22 protein-coding genes are annotated in these 21,123 nt (G+C 33.7%); 7 read left to right on the top strand and 15 right to left on the bottom strand.

Features of this window, described 5'->3' with window-relative positions; genetic code table 11:
- Positions 1-12 precede the first annotated feature (12 nt).
- Positions 13-927 carry a 1-phosphofructokinase gene (gene pfkB, locus J4O15_RS14250; protein ID WP_208101223.1) on the bottom strand — a complete coding sequence of 305 codons (915 nt, stop codon included), beginning with the start codon at positions 925-927 and terminating at the stop codon, positions 13-15.
- Positions 928-1,121: 194 nt separating this feature from the next.
- Between pfkB and J4O15_RS14255 the strand changes: the two genes are divergently transcribed.
- The 5 genes from J4O15_RS14255 to J4O15_RS14275 all read left to right on the top strand — a co-directional run bounded on the left by J4O15_RS14255 (position 1,122) and on the right by J4O15_RS14275 (position 6,053).
- Positions 1,122-1,808: a response regulator transcription factor gene (locus J4O15_RS14255; protein ID WP_208101224.1), complete on the top strand. Its 687-nt coding sequence runs from the start codon at positions 1,122-1,124 to the stop codon at positions 1,806-1,808.
- The gene (locus J4O15_RS14260; protein ID WP_208101225.1) at positions 1,798-2,787 is read left to right on the top strand and encodes a sensor histidine kinase; all 990 of its coding nucleotides are present in this window, start codon (positions 1,798-1,800) and stop codon (positions 2,785-2,787) included. The genes J4O15_RS14255 and J4O15_RS14260 overlap by 11 nt, the downstream gene beginning before the upstream one ends.
- 167 nt (positions 2,788-2,954) lie before the next feature.
- Entirely contained in the window at positions 2,955-3,710 is a 756-nt protein-coding gene (locus J4O15_RS14265) for an ABC transporter ATP-binding protein (protein ID WP_208101226.1), read from the top strand.
- Positions 3,691-5,571: an FtsX-like permease family protein gene (locus J4O15_RS14270; protein ID WP_243762080.1), complete on the top strand. Its 1,881-nt coding sequence runs from the start codon at positions 3,691-3,693 to the stop codon at positions 5,569-5,571. Before J4O15_RS14265 ends, J4O15_RS14270 begins: the two co-directional genes overlap by 20 nt.
- 143 nt (positions 5,572-5,714) lie before the next feature.
- The gene (locus J4O15_RS14275) at positions 5,715-6,053 is read left to right on the top strand and encodes a nitrous oxide-stimulated promoter family protein (protein ID WP_208101227.1); all 339 of its coding nucleotides are present in this window, start codon (positions 5,715-5,717) and stop codon (positions 6,051-6,053) included.
- A gap of 11 nt (positions 6,054-6,064) precedes the next feature.
- Here J4O15_RS14275 and J4O15_RS14280 read toward each other — a convergent pair whose 3' ends face one another.
- Both J4O15_RS14280 and J4O15_RS14285 read right to left on the bottom strand, forming a co-directional pair.
- Entirely contained in the window at positions 6,065-6,439 is a 375-nt protein-coding gene (locus J4O15_RS14280; protein WP_208101228.1) for a DUF2500 domain-containing protein, read from the bottom strand.
- A gap of 10 nt (positions 6,440-6,449) precedes the next feature.
- Positions 6,450-7,226: a suppressor of fused domain protein gene (locus J4O15_RS14285; protein ID WP_208101229.1), complete on the bottom strand. Its 777-nt coding sequence runs from the start codon at positions 7,224-7,226 to the stop codon at positions 6,450-6,452.
- A gap of 310 nt (positions 7,227-7,536) precedes the next feature.
- On the opposite strand from J4O15_RS14285, the gene J4O15_RS14290 reads away from it, so the two are divergent.
- Both J4O15_RS14290 and J4O15_RS14295 read left to right on the top strand, forming a co-directional pair.
- Positions 7,537-9,279 carry an ABC transporter ATP-binding protein/permease gene (locus J4O15_RS14290; protein ID WP_208101230.1) on the top strand — a complete coding sequence of 581 codons (1,743 nt, stop codon included), beginning with the start codon at positions 7,537-7,539 and terminating at the stop codon, positions 9,277-9,279.
- Positions 9,279-10,982 (top strand): amino acid ABC transporter ATP-binding/permease protein, encoded by a 1,704-nt coding sequence (locus tag J4O15_RS14295; protein WP_208101231.1) that lies wholly within the window; start codon positions 9,279-9,281, stop codon positions 10,980-10,982. Before J4O15_RS14290 ends, J4O15_RS14295 begins: the two co-directional genes overlap by 1 nt.
- A 59-nt stretch (positions 10,983-11,041) precedes the next feature.
- On the opposite strand, the gene J4O15_RS14300 is transcribed toward J4O15_RS14295, so the two are convergent.
- The 12 genes from J4O15_RS14300 to J4O15_RS14350 form a co-directional block, all read right to left on the bottom strand.
- Positions 11,042-11,401 (bottom strand): hypothetical protein, encoded by a 360-nt coding sequence (locus J4O15_RS14300; RefSeq protein ID WP_208101232.1) that lies wholly within the window; start codon positions 11,399-11,401, stop codon positions 11,042-11,044.
- Between the two features lie 73 nt (positions 11,402-11,474).
- Complete coding sequence (locus J4O15_RS14305; protein ID WP_208101233.1) at positions 11,475-13,592, bottom strand: hypothetical protein; 2,118 nt, start codon at positions 13,590-13,592, stop codon at positions 11,475-11,477.
- 416 nt (positions 13,593-14,008) lie between these two features.
- Positions 14,009-14,512, bottom strand: a complete 504-nt coding sequence (locus J4O15_RS14310) for a DNA-binding protein (protein WP_208101234.1) — start codon at positions 14,510-14,512, stop codon at positions 14,009-14,011.
- An 81-nt stretch (positions 14,513-14,593) separates the two neighbouring features.
- Positions 14,594-15,346, bottom strand: coding sequence for a DNA alkylation repair protein (locus J4O15_RS14315; protein WP_208101235.1), 753 nt, complete (start codon positions 15,344-15,346; stop codon positions 14,594-14,596).
- A gap of 304 nt (positions 15,347-15,650) precedes the next feature.
- On the bottom strand, positions 15,651-16,169 hold the full coding sequence (locus J4O15_RS14320) for an AAA family ATPase (RefSeq protein WP_208101236.1): 519 nt from the start codon (positions 16,167-16,169) through the stop codon (positions 15,651-15,653).
- Positions 16,170-16,407: 238 nt separating this feature from the next.
- A complete protein-coding gene (locus J4O15_RS14325; protein WP_009219987.1) occupies positions 16,408-16,824 on the bottom strand; it encodes a DUF523 domain-containing protein in 417 nt (138 codons plus the stop codon).
- 95 nt (positions 16,825-16,919) lie between these two features.
- Positions 16,920-17,210, bottom strand: coding sequence for a hypothetical protein (locus J4O15_RS14330; protein ID WP_208101237.1), 291 nt, complete (start codon positions 17,208-17,210; stop codon positions 16,920-16,922).
- Between the two features lie 86 nt (positions 17,211-17,296).
- Positions 17,297-17,446 (bottom strand): hypothetical protein, encoded by a 150-nt coding sequence (locus J4O15_RS16025; protein ID WP_243762081.1) that lies wholly within the window; start codon positions 17,444-17,446, stop codon positions 17,297-17,299.
- Positions 17,443-17,970 (bottom strand): ORF6N domain-containing protein, encoded by a 528-nt coding sequence (locus tag J4O15_RS14335; protein WP_243762082.1) that lies wholly within the window; start codon positions 17,968-17,970, stop codon positions 17,443-17,445. Before J4O15_RS14335 ends, J4O15_RS16025 begins: the two co-directional genes overlap by 4 nt.
- Positions 17,971-17,995: 25 nt before the next feature.
- A complete protein-coding gene (locus J4O15_RS14340; protein ID WP_208101238.1) occupies positions 17,996-18,400 on the bottom strand; it encodes a hypothetical protein in 405 nt (134 codons plus the stop codon).
- A 324-nt stretch (positions 18,401-18,724) separates the two neighbouring features.
- Positions 18,725-20,278 carry a glutamine-hydrolyzing GMP synthase gene (gene guaA, locus J4O15_RS14345; protein WP_208101239.1) on the bottom strand — a complete coding sequence of 518 codons (1,554 nt, stop codon included), beginning with the start codon at positions 20,276-20,278 and terminating at the stop codon, positions 18,725-18,727.
- Positions 20,279-20,382: 104 nt separating this feature from the next.
- Entirely contained in the window at positions 20,383-20,952 is a 570-nt protein-coding gene (locus J4O15_RS14350; RefSeq protein WP_208101240.1) for a hypothetical protein, read from the bottom strand.
- Between the last annotated feature and the right edge of the window lie 171 nt (positions 20,953-21,123).

Raw genomic sequence — 21,123 nt, forward strand, 5'->3', positions numbered from 1 at the left:
ATATTGTCAAAGTTACATTTTATCTACATTTATTTGAGATAAAAGCTCATCTATCAGTTTCTTTTTCCCTACACCGGCTGAAAATGAAGTAGCACCTCCTGCTGCCGAGGCATATTGGAGGCTTAACCTATAATCTCCCGTTTCATCATATTTTGCTACAAACATTGCAAGCATGCTGTCTCCTGCCGCTATAGTGGAAATCACCTTTCCCGTTGCGGTATTTGCAGTAAATACATCTCCTTCATTTGTAAAAAGTATTGCACCCTTACTTCCCCTTGATACAAGTACATTTTCTGCACCCATCTCCTGCAGCTTTTTTGCATACTTTGCTATTTCTTCGGTATTACTTATTTTTACTCCGAACATCTCACCCAGCTCAAATTCATTGGGCTTTATAATGAAAGGTTTATATTTAAGAGTATCAAGTACCATATCTTTATTACTGTCCACCACAAGCTTCGCCCCTTTTTCTCTTACCTTTTTTGCTATAGCGGCAAAGTCATCACTGTCCATGCCCGGTATAATATTGCCTGATAAAAAAACTGTGTCATTATCACTTAGTTCCTCCAATGTATCAAAAAACTCCTTTATGTTTTCTTTAGCGACTTTACTGCTTTGTGAGTTTATTTCAGTCTCTGTATCTGTGGTCAATTTGATATTTATTCTTGTAAAGCCCCTTGTTTCTACAAAGTTTGATTTTATGCCTTTTTTCTTTAATTCCTCTTTTATAAAATTTCCGGTAAAGCCTGCAATAAAGCCAAGCGCCTTACTCTCCTTACCGATATTATTTAATAATAAAGAAATATTTATACCCTTACCACCTATCACATAATCAGACTCTCCGGTTCTGTTAAGCTTGCCCAGCTCAAAATTTTCAACCTTTGTAAGCATATCTATAGCCGGATTTAATGTAATCGTATAATACATACACACCTCCCCACTTGTATAAAGAAAATATCTTTTTATTTGATATATTATAACATATTTAAAACTACTTTCATTTGTGTATATTATTTAATTTGAAGTCTTTATAAAATCTTCAACATATATCTATTAACTTGACAGGTAGATAAATGTTATACTATAAAATATTTTACAGAATAAATTTAAAGGATAAAAATATGACATTTAAAATATGTATGATTGAAGATGATTCAGATCTTGCAAATATTGTGAGGGAACATCTTATACGATATGATTTTGAAGTTTTTATTTGTGAAGATTTTAAAAGTATTGATAAATTTATTGAAAAACACAGTCCTAATTTAATCCTGCTTGATATCAATATCCCATACTATGACGGTTTTTACTGGTGTAGTCAAATAAGAAAAGCGACTAAGGTTCCAATCATATTTATGTCTGCAAGAACCGAGGATTATGATCAGGTCAGGGCAATTATGAGCGGAGGTGATGACTATGTCACAAAACCGTTCTCCTATGAACTTTTACTTGCAAAAATCAATTCTCAACTCAGAAGAGCCTATGGCGAATACTCCGGAGGTGAATCGATGCTTGAACTTGGAGACTGCTCCTTTAATAAGCTGCGCTTTACACTAAAATGCAGAGATAATCAGATTGATCTTGCAAAAAATGAGGCAATATTAATAGGTATCTTGTTTGAGAGCTATCCTAATGTGGTAAGTCGTGAAAAAATACTTTCTGAAATCTGGGACAGTGATATGTTTGTAGAAGAAAACACCTTGAATGTAACTGTCAGCAGAGTAAGAAAGAAGCTTAAGGATCTGGAATCCGGACTACAGGTAATAACCGTAAGAGGTATGGGCTATAAGGTGGAATATGAAAAATAAAGATAGTTTAAAATTATTTTTTTCAGACAATATTTTACTTTATTTGATTGTATTCCTGACACAATTATTTTTCTTTGGTATCTTATTTTTTATTAAGGGAATATGGTTTGATGAGATTTTCTATTTCGGATTCTTAGTGTTTTTTATGCTGAGCTTATTTATTTTAACCAGGCTTTATAAAACAGGGAGGATATACGAAAAGTTCTTACTAAAAAGTCCTCTTTTAAATGATTATCTGATCGAAGAGCCAAGAAGTGAACTCGAAAAAAATTATAATCTGATGATTGAAGAAATAATAAAAATTAACAGCGATAAGGAAATAGCACAAAAGCAGGATAAAAGAATGCAAAAGGTTATGATATACAGATTTGTGCATCAGATGAAAACACCTCTGTCTGTGCTTAAGCTTATTTGTGAAAATCACAGTGATGAGGATGATTATAAAAAGATAGGCAGAAATATAAATACTTTGGAATACAATCTGAATCAAATCCTTGATATCTACCGTTTGGATGAATTTAAAAATGATTTTGTATCCGAAAAAGTAGCTCTTAAGAGTATTTGCAAGGAATGTATCAATAGCTTAAAGGATTATTTTATAACATCTCAGATATATCCGAGGCTTGATATAAATGATGATATCTATGTGTATTCGGACTCCAAATGGTTAAAATTAGTTATTCACCAGCTCCTCACCAATTCGGTAAAATACAGTAATATCGGTCAAACAGTAAATGTGAGCGCAGGGAAAATTGAAGATAAAGTTTACCTCTCTATCATTGACCATGGTATAGGAATAGAGCCTGCTGATTTAAAAAACATTTTTGAACTGTTCTATATAGGAAAAAACGGAAGAAATAATGCCGATTCCAGCGGAATAGGACTTTATATAGTAAAAAAGGTCAGTGAATATCTGGGACATAAAATAGAGGTGAACTCGAATATAAATGACGGCACGACAATGACCATTATTTTTTAATAAAATCCATACACCGGTAATATTACAAAAATGTAAGCTTTTGTAATGTTACCGGATTTTTATTTTATATTGCATCTGCTAAAATCATGACATAGATTAAAATATTTAATTTAAAAAGACCTTGGAGAGGGTTATTAAAACTACTACTAAAATTTTTGGAGTAAAATATGATATTAAAAGTTTCAAATCTTGAAAAAATATATAAGGGAAAGATATCATTAAAAGCCCTGGAGAATATAAATATGGAAATTTGTGAGGGTGAATTTGTTGCTATAATGGGCCCCAGCGGAAGCGGAAAAAGTACCTTTTTAAATACTATATCCACTATTGATAAGCCCACCTCAGGTTCGGTTTTAATTGCGGGTAAAAATCCCTATGAAATGAACTCCAAACAGCTTTCAACATTCAGGAGAAAAGAACTGGGATTTGTATTTCAGCAATTTAATTTAATAAATACCTTGACAGTCGGAGAAAATATAATACTTCCTCTTACACTTGATAAGGCGGATGTTAAAACAATGAAAACAAAACTGGAGGAAATCAGCGAACTTCTCGGTATCTCCCATTTACTTCATAAAAGAACCTATGAAATATCAGGAGGACAGGCTCAAAGAGTAGCTATAGCAAGGGCTGTAATCAATGAACCTTCAATACTGCTTGCAGATGAACCGACCGGTAATTTGGACTCAAAGTCGGCAAAGGATGTGATGAAGCTTTTTAAAAAACTGAATGAATCCATGCATGTAACTATCATTATGGTAACTCATGATCCTAATATTGCATCATATTCAGATAAAACCTATATCATAAAAGACGGCAATATTTATCAGGAAATCATTAACAGAAATGATGATAAAAACTATAAAAGAGAAATACTCAACACTATGAGTTTGCTTGGAGGTGATGAAATTGACATTATTTAATTTTGCATACAATAATATAAAAAGAGATTTTAAGACTTATTTATATCATTTTTTAAGCTGTGTATTCTCTGTTTTTATCTTCTTTCTCTTTTCAAACCTTGCCATGCATCCGGCATTAAAAATAGTGGATTCGGGAAGCACTATAGGCATTATATTATTTATGGCAAGTATAATATCCATGCTCTTTTCCTTTGTACTGATTTTATATTCCGTGGGCAATTTTTTGAAAAACAGAAGTAAACAATTTGCCATACTGAATATTATAGGTGCAAGTAAAGGGCAGTTTAATACACTGATTTTTTTTGAAAATATAATAATTTCAATATTTGCACTGCTTATCGGAATAATAATGGGATTGGTTTTTTCAAAAGTATTTTTAATGATTGCACAATCACTGATAGACGGATTAAATTTATACTTTTATTTCCCTCTTACACCGCTGATACTCACTGTTTTTTTAATGGGCGGACTATTTTTACTTATATCATTGATTGCTCCTGTGATTTTAAGAAAGAAAAAAATAATTGACCTCTTAAAAAAAGAAGAACTGGCTGAAAAAAATCATTTCCTGCTTTCACTGATAGCGGTTATTATTATATTGCCCATTACAATTTATTTACATATACAAAGAAATTTTTCCGGCTTTATCTATATATTTGAAATACTTGCCGGTATAAGTTTTTTATACTTTATTTATAATCTGATTTTTAATATCTATAATTTTTTTATGGAAAAAAGCGGGCGTATTTATATAAAAAATAATTTGATAAAGTTAAGTAATTTTAAGTATAAAATAAATACAAATATAAAGACCATGGCAGCCTCTATGATATTATTCTCTATAATACTGACCTCCTTTGTATATATAGTGGGTGCACCGCTTAGTATATCAAAAGATACGCAAAAGATAATGCCCTATTCATATATGTATGCAAACTGGGAAGATGAGGAAAAGGGTGCAAAAAAGGCTGAGCTGATATCAGAGGAACTTAAATCTATAGGTGGCTTTAAGGAACTTACAATATCCTATTCCAAGCTTAAAAACAAGGTAAGAACAGTAAGACATATTATTTTATCCAATACTATGTATAATGAAGTGGCTGATTTATTAAACAGAGAAAAGATAAATCTCTCAGATAATGAATATTTTCTTATAGGAGTGGATGGCAAAAAAAATCCTGTTTTATCCGATACGATAAAGGATTTGATTTCGGTCTATGGCATCACTAAGGAAGCAGGATTCGATAAAAAAATAATTTCAATATCCGGCTATTTTACAAGTGTTACCGTTGTATCCGATAAAAACTATGAGTCATTATCACAGGTTTTGGTAAAAGACAGAATATATGCTTTTACACAGAGCGATTTAACAAATGGAAGTATTAAAGATTTGGAGACTATAAAAAATCTTATAGGATTTGAAGATGGGAAAGAAAGCCTGATGTCTTACAGTCTTTATTATGATATTGAAAACCTTACAAGAAGGCTGGTTTCCTATGTAGGAAGTATACTATGTATATCGTTTTTAATAGGAATAGCAAGTATTATCTACTCAAGACTTTACTCCTTTGTGGATGAAGAAAGCAAAAAATACAGTATTATGATAAAAATAGGACTTAGCAAAGCCGAGTTAAAAGATATACTTGCAAGTACATTGAGATGGCTTTTCGTTCTTCCCTTTATGACGGCACTTGTTATATCTTGGATAATTATAGGTATTATAAATCAATTGACATTAACCTCCTATACAGGTCTGGCTGTAATTTGCAGTTTTATATATCTGCTTACAGAATTGATTTTATATATAATTATAAAAAGAAAATATCAAAAGAAAATTTTTGATAATATTTATGAAGCATAATTAAAACCGTGTTATTATATACTACCCTGCCTTTATCAATGTAAAAATTTTTGTTTCTATTGATTTATATCTATTCTATAAGTATATTAAAGATATGAAGTGTAAAGCGGTAATCATCGCTCCTATATCGAAAGGATAAAGATATGAATTCAAAAAAAATACAAAAGAAAAGGCAGGGAGAAATTCAGCTGATTAGCCAAATGATAGAACTATATTGTTGTGGAAAGCATCAGGGACTTTATAATGAAAATTTATGCCCCGAGTGTCAAAAGCTTATGGATTATGCCCGTTTACGAATCGAGCATTGCCCTTTTATGGAAAGTAAAACTTTTTGCAATACCTGTAAAGTACATTGCTATGCAGCCAAAATGAGACAGAAAATAAAAGAAGTTATGCGATACTCAGGTCCTCGTATGATATTTTCTCATCCTATTGTATGTATCCGCCATGCTTTTTCTACTCTGTCTCAAAAACAAAAATAATTAAATTATATTTAAAAATATCTGCTAAAACTCAAAAATCTACTTCCCTGAAATGAAAGCTTACCTCTATCTTTTATTGCTAATTGTTCGTATTCAGTGCCGCTTATTTTAAATTCCATACGATCACCGCTTTCCACCTGAAACGCAGCATAATAGATAGTAGGTCCCGGTAAAAGCATTGAGGCGTTTCCACCCATATGATTATTAAAAGAAACATCAGTTCTTTTTGAAACAACCTCCGCTTCAACATCAAGCCTTGGAGAATGATTATTTTGATTCCATGTCTTAATATTTTTTACAATTATAAAGACAAACATTCCAATTATTATAAAGAACACCATATTAAACATTAGCCTAAACATATTATAATCAAATGCAAAGTCCATATGTTCTCCTTTATACATATTCCTTACTTCTTTTCAGGTCTGTAATCAGCAGTGGATTATCCTCTCTGATCTTATCCACCAACTCTTTACCTCTTTTTGTAGTAGGGTTTTCAAAAAGCCAGTCAAGCTCTCTTTGAGTAATACCAATCATTTGTAAAAACTCAACTATGCCATGCTCTGTTTCTATGCTTCCAAGCTGTGGATCAGGAGCAAAGATAATCCCTACAAGCTTTGTATCGGTTTCAGTTCTAATCGGTGAATTGGCAGGCATAAAATGATATGCTTCAAAGTATTCCCCTGTTTCATATACATATCTTGCAATATTTTGCATAAGATTCATTGCCCAATAAGGCTCATGTTTTGCAATACTTCTATCCGGATTCTCCGCATCTTTATCACCCTCAAATGGCACAAGTCTCATAGTAAATTCACATCCCCAGCGACTGAAATCATTACCTACACTTTCCGGTGCATAATAAAGCTCAGACATTCCAAAGCTGACTACATGGCGATGAAACTCTTGTGACGGGTTATCATAAATACTTATTCCGTCCAAAGGATCCTTACCACCCAAAAAATATTTTATAATCGTACCGTAATGCCTTTCTACTGTATCAGGATATACTTTTTTTAATGCCACATCAATAGCATCCCATCCCGGCGCTGCTCCATCCTCAGAACCATATTTTTCTATATAGGCTTTTCTTTCAGGAGTCATTTCCAACTCTTCACCCTTATTGTCGGAATTTAATTCACTTATATTGTTTTCATCATTTTTTAAACTCATATCTTCACCTTTATCTTTCTATTTTTTATACTGATGCAAATAAATATATCCGTACAAAGCCTATTCTCATGTAAAAGGATCTATACATTTGCAATGATTTACTGATATTATACCATTAAACACCTATATATTCGATAAATATATTCTGCATATAATATATCCATTCTATTTCCAAAATATCATTAAACATGCTATTATTAGTATAAACTAACTTAAATATTCCTGCAAAATAATATATGCGGTTTTATCCGATCCGATCACTTTTTCAGCATTTTTATTATATTATATAACAGAAGCAAAGGAGGTATTTATGATCAAAATGAGACTTATCAGGCTTTTGAAAGGCTCCGGAAAATATATTCTTTACCAGGTACTTTGGCAATGGATATCCCTGATTGCACAAATCATAATTGCAATCAATATAACGCAGCTTATTGATAATGCCTTTTATAACAAAATTTCAGATAGTAATATTATAAAAGTTATTATCACCGTGATTACAGGTGTTTTTATACGAGTCTTATGCGACCGCTTTTACACCGATGCAAGCTTTCATGCAGGTGCAAATGTAAAAAGGATATTGCGCAATCAAATATATGAAAAGGTGCTTCGACTTGGTCCGGCATATAGAGAACAGGTGCATACATCCGAAATTGTTCAGATGGCAGGTGAAGGTGTGGAACAGCTTGAAGTATACTTTAGCAGATACTTGAGTCAGTTTTTTTATTCATTACTGGCACCTCTTACATTATTTATAGTTGTAATGAGAATAAGTATGAAATCGGCAGTAATTCTTTTAATTGCAGTTCCGCTTATTCCTATTGTTATTATGCTTGTAATGCTTGTTGCCAAAAGACTTCTTAGCAGTTATTTTGATATTTATTACGGACTTGGAGACAGTTTCCTTGAAAAGCTTCATGGTATGACCACGCTTAAGATTTATCGGGCTGATAAGGCGGCAGCAGATGATATGGACAGGGAATCCGAGCAGTTTAGAAAGATCACAATGAAGGTCTTAATGATGCAGCTAAACAGTACTTCCGTCATGGATATTGTTGCCTATGGTGGTGCTGCCGTCGGAATAATCAGTGCTTTGACACAGTTTTATAGAGGAGAAATATCACTTTTTGGCATGCTTATGATTTTATTTCTTGCTGCCGAATTTTTCCTTCCCATGCGAATACTTGGAAGCTTTTTCCATATAGGAATGAACGGTATGAAGGCAAGCGATCGTATTTTTGCATTTATTGACCTTCCTGAACAAAAAAGAGGAGATAAAAAAATTGTTGATAATAATATCAATATATCCCTTGAAAACCTATCCTTCTCATATGAACCTACTAAGGAAATCTTAAAGGGAATCAATATGAATATCCCTCCAAAATCCTTTGTTTCACTTGTCGGAGTTTCAGGCTCCGGCAAATCCACAATTGCCGGCATACTAATGGGGAGAAATCCACATTATAGCGGCAGCTTAAAAATAAATGATGATGAACATAGTGAGCTTACAAGTGAAAGTATTATGAAGAATTTTACCATGGTCGGTCATAGCAGTTGGATTTTTGCAGGTACTGTCAGAGAAAATCTATTTATGGGAAATCCGAATGCAAGCGTTTCGGAAATGAATGATGCACTACAAAAGGTTAATCTTCTTGATTTTATCAATTCTCAAGAAGGTCTTGATACTAAGCTGACTTCAAATGCCGGCAATCTCTCCGGAGGTCAAAAGCAAAGATTATCACTGGCAAGAGCATTGCTTCACAACACTCCTGTCTATATCTTTGATGAAGCAACATCAAATGTGGATGCCGGCAGTGAAGAAATTATTATGAATGTAATTCATGAACTCGCAAAAGAAAAGACCATAATACTTATCTCACATAGACTGGCAAATGTGGTAAAGAGTGATAATATCTTTATGCTAAAGGACGGAAATATAGTTGAATCAGGTGTTCATAGCGAACTTATGGCTAATAAATCCGCTTATGAAAATCTGTTTACAGAGCAGATGAATCTTGAAAATTTCTCTAAAAGAAGGGAGGCAATGGGATAATGAAAGTAAGTACAAGAAGATCCGGTTTTACAATTATGAGAAGTTTGATTGTACTTGTAAAGCCCCTGACATTTGTTATGATACTTGGTATTTTACTGGGTGTTTTGGGATTTTTATGTGCCATCTTCCTTACAATTACAGGGGGATATGGCATAATAAAAGGTCTTTATACAATAGGAAATATTTCAATATCCGGTAATATAGCAATTTTAGACTCACTCTTTTCCGGGAATTTATTTGCCGCTCTTATATTGATGGCTGTTGCAAGAGGTATTTTGCATTATGGTGAGCAGTATTGTAATCATTATATTGCCTTTCGCATTCTTGCCATTATAAGACATAAGGTTTTTGCAGTGCTTAGAAAACTCTGCCCGGCAAAGCTTGAAGGAAAGGAAAAGGGAAATCTTATTGCAATTATTACAGGAGATATTGAACTTTTAGAGGTATTTTTTGCACATACCATATCGCCTATAGCCATTGCCTTTATTACCTCACTTATAATGGTAATATTTATAGGTATGCAACACCCTATTGCAGGTCTTATCTCACTTTTTGGCTATCTGACTGTAGGAATTGCTCTTTCACTTTGGAACGGAAGCAAAATTGCAGATGCAGGAATGAACTTTAGAAATAATGTCGGTGAGTTAAATAACTTTGTTATAAACAGTATGTATGGTGTGGATGAAATTTTACAGTATAATCAAGGCAGCATGCGTTTAAATGAAATGAATGACAGATCACTTAAACTCTCCGATAATCAGAAAAAACTTAGTATATTTGAGGGCTCTCAAAGGTCTGCAACCAATCTTGTTATTCAGTTATTTTCATGGGTGATGTTTTTTAGTATGCTGGTTTTATACAGGTCAGGAAGTATAAACTTTTCACAAATACTTATTGCAACCCTTGCGATGATGAGCTCCTTTGGACCTACTGTAGCATTATCCTCCCTTTCAAATAATTTAAACCAAACATTGGCATGTGGAGAGCGTGTACTTTCACTTCTTGAAGAAGAGCCTGCCGTTTATGAGGTATCCGGAGAAGAGAGCATACAGTTTAACGGTGCAAAGTTGGAAGATGTGAAATTCTCCTATGACAGTGAAATTATACTTGATAATTTATCACTTGATATAAAAAAGGGTAAAGTACTTGGAATTCATGGCGTAAGCGGTTCGGGAAAATCTACACTTTTAAAGCTTTTAATGAGATTCTGGGATGTTAATACAGGAAAAATTTTTATCTCAGAGAAAAATATAAAGAATATAAATACAGATAATCTTCGTGAAATGACAGGCTATGTGACTCAAGATACAGTTATGTTTAAGGGCAGTATTGCAGATAATATACGAGTTGCAAAGCAAAATGCCGGTATGGAAGAAATTCAAAATGCCGCAAGAAAGGCAAGTATTCATGACTTTATTACAAGCCTTCCAAAAGGTTATGAAACAAATGTTGGTGAACTTGGTGATTCTTTATCTGATGGTGAAAAGCAACGAATCGGACTTGCCAGAGCATTTTTGCATGATGGTGATTTCCTGCTTTTAGATGAACCTACAAGCAATCTGGATGTTTTAAATGAGGGTATTATCTTAAAATCGCTTTCAAAAGAAAGCAGCGGAAAAACTATTGTATTGGTTTCACATAGAAAATCCACCATGTCTTTGGCAGATGAGGTCTATAAAATGTCCAATGGAAGATTTTCATAATAGTAAAAACAGAGCTTCCACATTCTGATGTGGTAGCTCTGTAAAATCATGCCATTTTATCATTCCAATTCTGAAACGCTTTTGCCCTTTTCTTCCAGAATCTTTGCGCAGCTCTTACACATATCAACTTCATCACATATAAGAAAGCAATTATCACATACCATTCTTTTACAAATCGGGCAAATATTGAACTGCTCATTTAATTTATTTATCGCATCATCCCTTAATTTTTCCCATTCTCTTTTATATAAAATATGATAAAACATTATTTTTTCTTTTTTTTCAGGAGTAATGCCTGCCTTGGAAAATCTTTTCCTGATTTCAAGCTGTGTTTTATTGCATTCTTCACAGCATACCTTAAAAACTATTTCATTATCTGTTGAACAGTCAATCAAGCCATCCTGCAATTTTCTATCCACTACCCCTCCCTCCTGTATATCTAAACCGCTTCTTAAATGGGAATATTAAGTCACTTTAATAAATAAACTTCATTTAATGAACATAGTAACCGTTTCCATCCACATTGTATCCGTCAGGTGTTTTCTCATTTGAATACATTGAGCCAAGAGGTCTTGAGTTTTCAAGATTCTTATAATACCATTCACCGTCATTTCTAAGTTCCCAGGTCCATTTAGGTGTATATGGATTAAAATAATACCAATTATTATTTATCAACTGCCAATTCATAAGCATTGCTCCGGTATTTAGATCCAGATAATACCAACGACCATCCTGAGGATCATGATGCCATCCCTTTTTCAATGTACTTCTTGAAGTTCCGGAATAGTAATACCATGTATCATTCTCTAAAATCCAGCCCTGTTTTACCTTTGTAGATGTAGAGCTGTCATTCGGATTCTTTCTGATTCCGGAAGTACTGCCACCACTTCCTGAATTTCCACTTCTTCCTGAACTGCCGCTGCCGCCTGAGTCATCATCACCGTCTGCACCTCTGCTGTTCGGTCTGATAGTGACTATATCACTTGGTGTCGCCAAAGGCTTTTTCTCGGTTTCAATTATATCACTAATTTTATTCGTTATTTTAGTAGAGTCTTCCTTTACACAAACAATTGTATAATTATTATGAATTGTTCCGGAAAAATCCTTACCAATCAAAACTTTAGCATCATTTGATGAATTATACTGATATACTGAATTACTGTATACTTGTGACTGTTTTACTTTATATACAGTTTTCATAGAAATATCTCCTGAGGCAGGGATTACAACAAACTCCATACTTAAAGGTATCCATCTCATTGTGTTGCCGTCAGCTATACTTCCGGTTACATCAGGTGTCAAGGCATTTCCCGATTCATCCACATATCTGATTGTATATGCTAAAGGTCCTGTGGTCAGTGTTGTTCCCGGTGTCGGTGTCGTTCCGGGTGTTAGTGTTGTTCCGGGTGTCGGTGTCGTTCCCGGTGTCGGCGTCGTTCCCGGTGTTGGTGTTGTTCCCGGTGTAGGCGTTGTTCCCGGTGTCGGCGTTGTTCCCGGTGTCGGCGTTGTTCCCGGTGTTGGCGTCTTTCCCGGTGTTGGCGTTGTTCCCGGTGTTGGCGTTGTTCCAGGTGTTGGCGTTGTTCCCGGTGTCGGCGTTGTTCCAGGTGTTGGTGTTGTTCCCGGTGTTGGCGTTGTTCCCGGTGAAACTTTCCTTTCACAAACTATTCTGAAATCATCATAGATACTACCTGTGCCTGTATCCCTTCCTACCAACACCTTAGCATCAGAAGCTGAAATATAGTTGTATATTGATGCCGGATATGCTTGTGTTTGTTTTATCTTGTATACATTTCCTGCATCATATACTGTTGCACTAAATTCAGTATTTAAAGGTATCCATGTCATAATATCCTGATTAGGAATACTTCCTGCTATATCCGGTATCAAAGTATTACCTGATTCATCCACATAATGTATTGTATAGTTTAACGGTACAGGTTTTTTTACACATTTTATAAGATAATATGTTTGGACAGGTGCGTCCGGACCTACCATTACCTTAGCATCAGTAGCTGAATTATATACATAATTTGCAGGAGGATATGCCTGCTGCTGCTTTACTATATACTCCGTTCCCGGATCATACAGAGTCGCACTAAATTCCATAGTCAGATCCTTCCATTCATTAGTGTAAGCCACTCCGTAACTTGATGGTATAAGCTCATTACCCGCTTCATCCACATATCTGATACTATAAGAAAATCCTTGTGTGGTGCATCTCACTGTATATGGTGGTGCAATAGTCACATCAGGCCCGAAAACCGGCCAATGCGGTCCGTCATTAGCTCTGAATTTATTATCTATAGGATTATAAGTGCCTCTTGAAGGATCAATATCACTTTGAACTATATCTGTTCTATACACTTTTCCATTTACTCTAAATTCATCATCAAGCAATACTTCATACTCAGTTATACCACCTACACTGTTCATACCTTTTTGATCGGTCTTTATCAAAGCATTATTCTCATCCTTATATTCAAAAACACCTATTACTCCTCCCATCATGGCATATGATATTTTTGTGAATACACTCAGAAAGGCTAATACTAAAAATATAAAAAATATTACCTTTAGAATATTTATATAAGTTTTATTTATCTGTTCCATACATTTGATCCTTTCCTTTTTATTTTTAGATTCCGTAAAATAATTTCTAAATACAGCCTCTAAATTCCTCTTTGATTTTAGTTACATATTATTATTTTATTTTTAGTACCACCTCCATAACTGATATGAGCTGTAATCTCTAATAAGTCCATTGAGATATTAAATCCACTGCATATCGTTCAATCAAATCCTCTTACTTAACTTGTAAAGCAGGACCTCCAATAAACTCTTAGGTTATTCATAACACCTTTTTTATCTGAAGTATATTATCCGGCGGATAGTTTACGGGCAAATACTCAAATATTATCTGATGGATACCAACAAATACAACAAAAAAGCATTTATTATTTGTGCGTAATATACAAATAATAAATGCCTTATACTATCTTAATTTTAATATCCTTTAAATTCCTATATTAAAATCTATTTTTCATTTCATTCAAGTAATTCTTTAGGTTTGACAGCATCTTTGAAAGTTCATCACAATCTGACTTGTTGATTTCAATCATACTATACTTTTTCTTAATCTCATAAAAATTTGGATATCTTATATTATTATGTAATGCTGTAAATCTCACGCCCTTGAGTACTAATGTAAGCAATTGATTTTTTAATTGTTCAGCAACTACAGCATCTCCTTTAGCATAGATTTTAATTAAAAGATCAAGTGACTTGTCTAATGAATGTCCCATAGTATTTCTAATCAAATCCCTATAATAAGTATTTGTAACATCTACAATCTGAGCAATATTTGCCTTTATTTGCTTTTCCATTGCCTGGATATAAAAATATGATGCCTGATTATATAGTCCTAACCCTTCCAATGCATTGGCGGCTTTTTCATCTGAATTTGCAATAATTATATATTGATTTGCCACCTCTAAAGAATCCTTTAAAAATTTTCTATTACCTAAGTACATATCTCCTCCATGATTACCATATATAAACTTTCATTTAATATATTAAATATTTCTTATAAATTCAAGTTGATAATCTTGAGTTCAGCTGTTATAACAGGTACTTTTTACATTCCTTGAACCATGTTTTATAACCCACTCACACTCTTTACTGATATTTTCCTTCTTCCATGTATCTATTATAAGGTAAAATTTATTCGAATCTTCCTTATACAAATCATTTAAATTGTTTGCCACACTTTTTTGTATATATTTGTCCCTATCATCCTTTAAATTACTTAAAATCTCAAAATACTCATCAAAGTATTCCAGTGCGGTGAAGAGCTTTTTTGCCCATGGCAGTCTTATCCTTAAACATTCACTTGAGAGCCTTCTAACTCTCTCATGCTCATCCTTACTCCAATCCTTTAATATCTTCAACGCTTTATCAGGCTCCTTCTTAATCAAAGGTCTCATACAATATTCTGAGGTGAATCTTTTTGTAAGTTCCTTGCTGAAAGCTATGCTCACATCAAAATACTCATCTCCATAAAGTTCAACATATTTACCGATTGGCCACAACCACCAGCCTTCAGTAAATGCACCGCTATTACCCCTTAACTCATCACCTAAAATCTTGGTAAAAACAGCAATTATATCACTATATTTTGCATCAAAAGCTTCATGTAGCGCCTTTGCTACAAGCTCCTGCCTTTGATTAAATTCAAGCTCCTCTATACTGCTCTTAGTTAATTCAAAAAATTTCTCTTTATTAAAATCCTTAGTTTCTGCCGAAATCTTATCGGCAAGTTCTTCCAGATAAGGAACATTATAATAATCTTTTACTTTTATACCCATTATTTATAAATCCTTCTATTTTTAGTATATTTTTGCAAATCCTGTGTTATAGATTTTACCTTTTAATAATTATTCCTCTACTATAACATAACTTCCATTTTTATAATATACATTTAAATTATTATACCTAAAATCCTCATCCTTAAAAGCATTCAATAATGTATGCATAAAAAACCATGTGTTTTGACTATAACATTTTCTCCATCTTTGCAAAGTATAAATACAAAACTTTCTGTATGCTCCCAAGTATTAAATCTCCTTTATCCTATACTTTTAGATATGAATTCAAAATTTATAATAACTCTTAAACAAAAAATCTATCTGAAGATTTTATTATATTAGCAATCTCTTTAATGTCTAAATTATCCGTATAAAGTAAATTATCACTACTGATATTTTTAGATAAAAACTCCTCTCTTGATCTAATTGATAAATCACCGGTTCTTTCTATTTCTGCTCTGGATAAATCTCTTTCTTTAAGTGTCTGTTCTTCTGCCAACAAAACACAGTATTTTAATTTTATTTGCCTTGCTTTTAAAAAACTTTCAATTTTTTTAATTTGCTCCTTAAATATTACATATTCTATTATTACTGTAATATCTCTTTTAATTAAATTATCGGTAATACTTATTATATTATCCCAAAGCAAATCCATATAATAGCCCTTGTCTTCCCACGGTGCCACCAAACCGCTTCTAATCATCAGATAAATCATATCTCCTTCTATAACGGCACTTTTATCATAAGTATAAGCCAACTCATTACTTACACTACTTTTCCCCACAGCAGGCGGTCCTGAAATAATATAAACACAATTCTCCAACTTAACACCTCATAAATACTAAATTTATCTTTATACATAATTATCATCTTAATTGCAAAGAAAGTTATAAGTATCCTTCATTCAATTATTTATTTCAAACTCTTTTCTCATAAATCTCCTTTGCAACTAGCTTTTCCGTAATATTTACAGGCTATGCAATGCTTAGTATATGCATACTTAATGTTCAGTACTTCCAAAGCAAAATATATATATATATTGTACTTACAAGCCAAAGTATCTATAAATCCGCAATGTCCATCACCTTTATCCCATTCTTTTGCAGTAAATCTGCAAATACTCCTTTACCGGAAATAAGCTTACCCGAAAAAGAACCGTCATATATTGAATTAACTCCACATGATGGACTCCTTGATTGCAGTATAACAAGATCTACATTTTCTTCTTTTACTATTTCCAATGCTTTTTTTGCACCTTTTCTAAATTCTTTATCAACTGAGGTACCGTCTTTATGACTTACCACGCCATTCACAATTTCCGCCGATTCTCTTGGTACCGGTAGTCCTCCCATGACCTCAGGGCAGACAGACAACACATCATTACCTTTAATATAATCAACTAACTTTTCACTATAATTGTTCCCGCCATTATATTTGCAGTTCTCTCCAAGTAAACAAGCACTCACTGCTATTCTCATCACTAAACCTTTCATATCAGTTTTTACTGTAAAATAAATCTATTTTTGTATATTAATATAGTTATTATATTACAATTGCCAAATCACCAAAAATTCTACTTTAAATCACTTTCAAAAATGGCAATTGATGGATAATGGTTTAATTCTTCCAGTTCAGTATCCAGTGGAACACTGTACACCATAAAATATCTTTCAGGATATTTTGCTTCAAATTCTTCCATTTTTTTACTTACAAGTTCCTTGTTTTCAGACACAAACATAACAGAAACTACACCTACTTTTTCTCCATCATTCTCATTCTTATCATTTTCAACATATCCCGATAAAATCATTTTTAGAGAATCATTACCATTCAATCCCATTTGAACTAATTTTTCATCTGTCATTTTATGCTCCTTTCCTCCACCAAAGGGTAGTACAAACAGTGATTAAAGGTATTTTTATCACTATTCTTCTTTTAAAAAAATTTTTATTACTTAAGGTTTATATCTTTATTCCCCACTTTTTTAATCAAATCCCGAACTATATCTACGCCTTCAATCTTTGTTATTGCAAAGCTTTTCTTGCCTGCATCTTTTATGGATGCACCTATTAAATAGCCCTCTTTATCATCAATAATCAAAAACCTATCATGAAAGTCTTCTGCCTTACCTCTGTATTGCTTGCAATGTAGTTGAATACTTCTTCCAGTTTCTTATCTGTTTCCAGCTGTTTTAATTCCACTCTATCAAGACGAGAAAACATATCTTTGTTTGAAATAAAGAAATTACGCATTCTAACAAAAGTATCCATGATTTTTATGCTTACATCCACTGCAATATCACTTTTAAGTACGGCAGACAACCTTGCAATCCCCTGTTCTGTGAAAACATAGGGCATATATCGTCTTCTGCCATGTGCATTGTTTGTACTTGAGGTTCCATTTTGGAATCTCAAGTTTTGATATTCCATCTCTGTTAATTGAAAACAAAACTGCTCAGGAAACCTTGCAGCATTTCTTTTCATTGCTTTATTCAAATTACCTGTTGTAACTTGGTATAAACCGGCCAAATCACTATCTATCATGACCTGTCGTCCTTGAACAGTATAAATCATATCCGGTATATTTGTTTCGTCTATAGGTATCAAAGTATTCTTATCTTTCATGTTCTGATCCTCCACAAACTAAGATTTAATATTTCAGCAATGATAAATACTGACCTACAATAACATAGTTATCTAAGTCTTTCTTACTCAATCCTCTACTAATGAACAAATCATCCCATATTTGTGCCACTACTTTCACATCTTCAGATTCAACATGGAAAAAACCTGTTTCAAGATCAATTCCCACATATACATTGCCATGAACTACATAAGTTCGAATTAAAGGAGTATTCGATCCATTTTCACGAGCATTACAGGTTACAGCCTCAGTAAGTTCAGGAATGTCCACTTGATTATACACATAATTGGAGCAAAAGTATTCGTTAAGATCATTTCCGCTTATTCTATTTTCAACTAAACGCTCTCTGTTATTTTCAAAAAGTGCTTTCCAAATTTTCAGATCATTCTTGGTCACCTTTGAAGTAATCATAATTCAGCCTCCTAAAGAAACCATTCTGTGTAAAACTGAAAGTTATTTTTTTCGGTAAATTCAAACTTGTCACCCACTATTTTCACGAAAAGCCTCTCACCAAAATGATGAAAGGCTTTCTAAACAAATTACTTACCTTATTGTCCTTTTTGCAATAAGAATAAGTATCGCTTGTAAAACTCACTCAATTCAACAACTCTCTTTGGATGCTACTTTTTCTTATCTTTAGTATCCAAATAATATCAACAATATGTTTTCCACCCTTTCAAACCACTAAAAGTCACTGTTTTCAACAGTTTTACAACAGTAACATATTTACTCCCGTTACTCCAACTCAATCGTCCCCGGTGGCTTGCTTGTTATATCATAAAGCACCCTGTTTACATGGTCTACTTCATTGATAATTCTGTTGGTCACCTTTTCAAGTACTTCCCAGGGAAGTCTTGCGGCTTCGGCTGTCATAAAGTCTATTGTTTTTACGGCGCGGAGAGCTATGGCGTAGTCATAGGTTCTGTAGTCACCCATTACTCCTACACTTCTCATATTGGTGAGGGCTGCAAAGTACTGGTTGATTTCCATTGAAAGCTCTGCCTTATCTATCTCCTCACGGTATATGGCATCTGCATCCTGTACTATCTTTACCTTCTCGGCGGTTACTTCACCGATAATTCTTATGCCAAGGCCCGGTCCCGGGAATGGTTGACGGAATACAAGATGTTTTGGAATACCAAGTTCGAGTCCGGCTTTTCTTACTTCATCCTTGAAGAGATCTCTAAGCGGCTCTATGATTTCTTTGAAATCTACATAGTCAGGGAGTCCTCCTACATTGTGATGAGATTTTATTACTACACTCTCGCCGCCAAGACCGGATTCTACTACATCCGGATAGATGGTTCCCTGTACGAGGAAATCTACTTTACCGATTTTTTTTGCTTCCTCTTCAAATACTCTGATAAACTCCTCGCCTATTATCTTTCTCTTCTTTTCAGGCTCGCTTACACCTGCAAGCTTTGCATAGAATCTTTCTGCAGCATTTACTCTGATGAAGTTTAACTTGTAGTTGCCGTTAGGGCCAAATACCGCCTCTACCTCATCTCCCTCGTTCTTTCTAAGAAGTCCGTGGTCTACAAATACGCAGGTGAGGTTCTCTCCTACTGCCTTACTTAGCATTACTGCCGCAACTGATGAATCCACTCCACCTGAAAGGGCACATAGAACCTTGCCATTTCCTACCTTTTCCTTGATTGCCTTTATGCTGCTCTCTACAAAGGCATCCATCTTCCAGTTACATTCGCATTTACAAACACTCTTTATAAAATTCCCAAGAATCACTGAGCCGTACTCTGAATGCAGTACCTCAGGATGGAATTGAATTCCATATAATTTTTTTTCAGTATTTTCATATGTTGCCACAGGACAGTCTTTGCTATGTGATGTAATCTCAAACCCTTCACCCAGCTTACTTATATAATCGGTATGACTCATCCATACTATGCTTTCCTTTGGTACATTTTCAAATAATTCACTTTCTAACTTGTCCACTGTAAGCTGTATTTTGCCATACTCTCTTATATCGGCTCTTTCTACCTTTCCGCCAAGGAGATGCTGCATAAGCTGTGCTCCGTAGCAGAGCCCAAGCACAGGAATTCCGAGTGCAAAAAGTTCTTTTGAATATGTGGCTGAATCAGGCAGATAACAGCTGTCCGGTCCTCCTGTAAGTATTATACCTTTTGGATTTTTCTTCTTTATTTCTTCCAAAGGTGTTTTATATGAATAGATTTCACAATATACATTATTCTCTCTTACTCGTCTTGCAACTAATTGATTATACTGACCTCCAAAGTCCAAGACTATTATAAGTTCCTGCTTTAATTCCATATGAATCTCCTATGCTTGATAAAATAATTTATACTTACAATAATATATCCTAAATACAAAAAAAACGCAATTATTCTATCACTCTCAATCATAAAATTACCGCTTTACTTTTTATCTCTTGCTATACTTGTTGATAGCGTAAATTCCCTCATTTTCTTGTTTTCATCAAAACGAATATAGCAATAATACTCGTTCCAAAATAAACTTTCACTATTGGTACGCCATGCTATTCCATATACAAAATCTGTTGTATCATCATTATATCCGCTTGGTCTTAGCCATAACTTTTTGCCAAATACCTCTTTTACTGCCTCAAGTTCCAATTTATCAAGTAAATTCATACTTTCAAATTTTATATCAATAAATTTTTCCTTTGATGATGCTACACAATTCTCATCCATACAAATATGAATAACTTTAGAGTCTTCTATATCCATATCTTCTTTCATACTTCCATAAAAGTCCATACCTGCAATAACAGTTCCGTCTTTCACCAGTAAATAGGGCATATTTCCCATTGATTCACCATTCCGTCGATAGCCTTTTTCTATGGTTATATTTTGACCTTTTTCATACTTAATAAACGAATTGTCTGTCAATAATTCCTCATATTTGTATGAAGAATTATCTTCCTTTATATAAATATCAAATCCGCTATCCAACAGCTCAGACACTTTTGTTTTGCTTACGATGATTTTTGTACCGTCTATTGTGAATACAGGTGGCTTTACAGGTATACCTATCAGTATATAAGCAAATCCTAAAAAAGCAAAAATAAGACATATATTTCACTAATAATACAAAAATAGAGAGACTCACTTAGAGTCTCCCTATTTTTAAAGATT

The sequence above is a fragment of the Lachnoanaerobaculum sp. Marseille-Q4761 genome (genome assembly GCF_017565785.1).
In the GTDB taxonomy this organism is placed as follows: Bacteria; Bacillota; Clostridia; order Lachnospirales; family Lachnospiraceae; genus Lachnoanaerobaculum.

Coding starts and splice junctions, on each gene's coding strand:
- J4O15_RS14325 (WP_009219987.1), bottom strand. CDS start 16,824: ATGAGAATAGCAGTGAGTGCTTGTTTACTTGGAGAGAACTGCAAATAT.
- pfkB (WP_208101223.1), bottom strand. CDS start 927: ATGTATTATACGATTACATTAAATCCGGCTATAGATATGCTTACAAAG.
- J4O15_RS14335 (WP_243762082.1), bottom strand. CDS start 17,970: ATGAAAGATAAGAATACTTTGATACCTATAGACGAAACAAATATACCG.
- J4O15_RS14290 (WP_208101230.1), top strand. CDS start 7,537: ATGATCAAAATGAGACTTATCAGGCTTTTGAAAGGCTCCGGAAAATAT.
- J4O15_RS14270 (WP_243762080.1), top strand. CDS start 3,691: ATGAAATTGACATTATTTAATTTTGCATACAATAATATAAAAAGAGAT.
- J4O15_RS14275 (WP_208101227.1), top strand. CDS start 5,715: ATGAATTCAAAAAAAATACAAAAGAAAAGGCAGGGAGAAATTCAGCTG.
- J4O15_RS14305 (WP_208101233.1), bottom strand. CDS start 13,592: ATGGAACAGATAAATAAAACTTATATAAATATTCTAAAGGTAATATTT.
- J4O15_RS14295 (WP_208101231.1), top strand. CDS start 9,279: ATGAAAGTAAGTACAAGAAGATCCGGTTTTACAATTATGAGAAGTTTG.
- J4O15_RS14260 (WP_208101225.1), top strand. CDS start 1,798: ATGAAAAATAAAGATAGTTTAAAATTATTTTTTTCAGACAATATTTTA.
- J4O15_RS14285 (WP_208101229.1), bottom strand. CDS start 7,226: ATGAGTTTAAAAAATGATGAAAACAATATAAGTGAATTAAATTCCGAC.
- J4O15_RS14280 (WP_208101228.1), bottom strand. CDS start 6,439: ATGGACTTTGCATTTGATTATAATATGTTTAGGCTAATGTTTAATATG.
- J4O15_RS14340 (WP_208101238.1), bottom strand. CDS start 18,400: ATGATTACTTCAAAGGTGACCAAGAATGATCTGAAAATTTGGAAAGCA.
- J4O15_RS14315 (WP_208101235.1), bottom strand. CDS start 15,346: ATGGGTATAAAAGTAAAAGATTATTATAATGTTCCTTATCTGGAAGAA.
- J4O15_RS14255 (WP_208101224.1), top strand. CDS start 1,122: ATGACATTTAAAATATGTATGATTGAAGATGATTCAGATCTTGCAAAT.
- J4O15_RS14310 (WP_208101234.1), bottom strand. CDS start 14,512: ATGTACTTAGGTAATAGAAAATTTTTAAAGGATTCTTTAGAGGTGGCA.
- J4O15_RS14330 (WP_208101237.1), bottom strand. CDS start 17,210: ATGACAGATGAAAAATTAGTTCAAATGGGATTGAATGGTAATGATTCT.
- J4O15_RS14265 (WP_208101226.1), top strand. CDS start 2,955: ATGATATTAAAAGTTTCAAATCTTGAAAAAATATATAAGGGAAAGATA.
- guaA (WP_208101239.1), bottom strand. CDS start 20,278: ATGGAATTAAAGCAGGAACTTATAATAGTCTTGGACTTTGGAGGTCAG.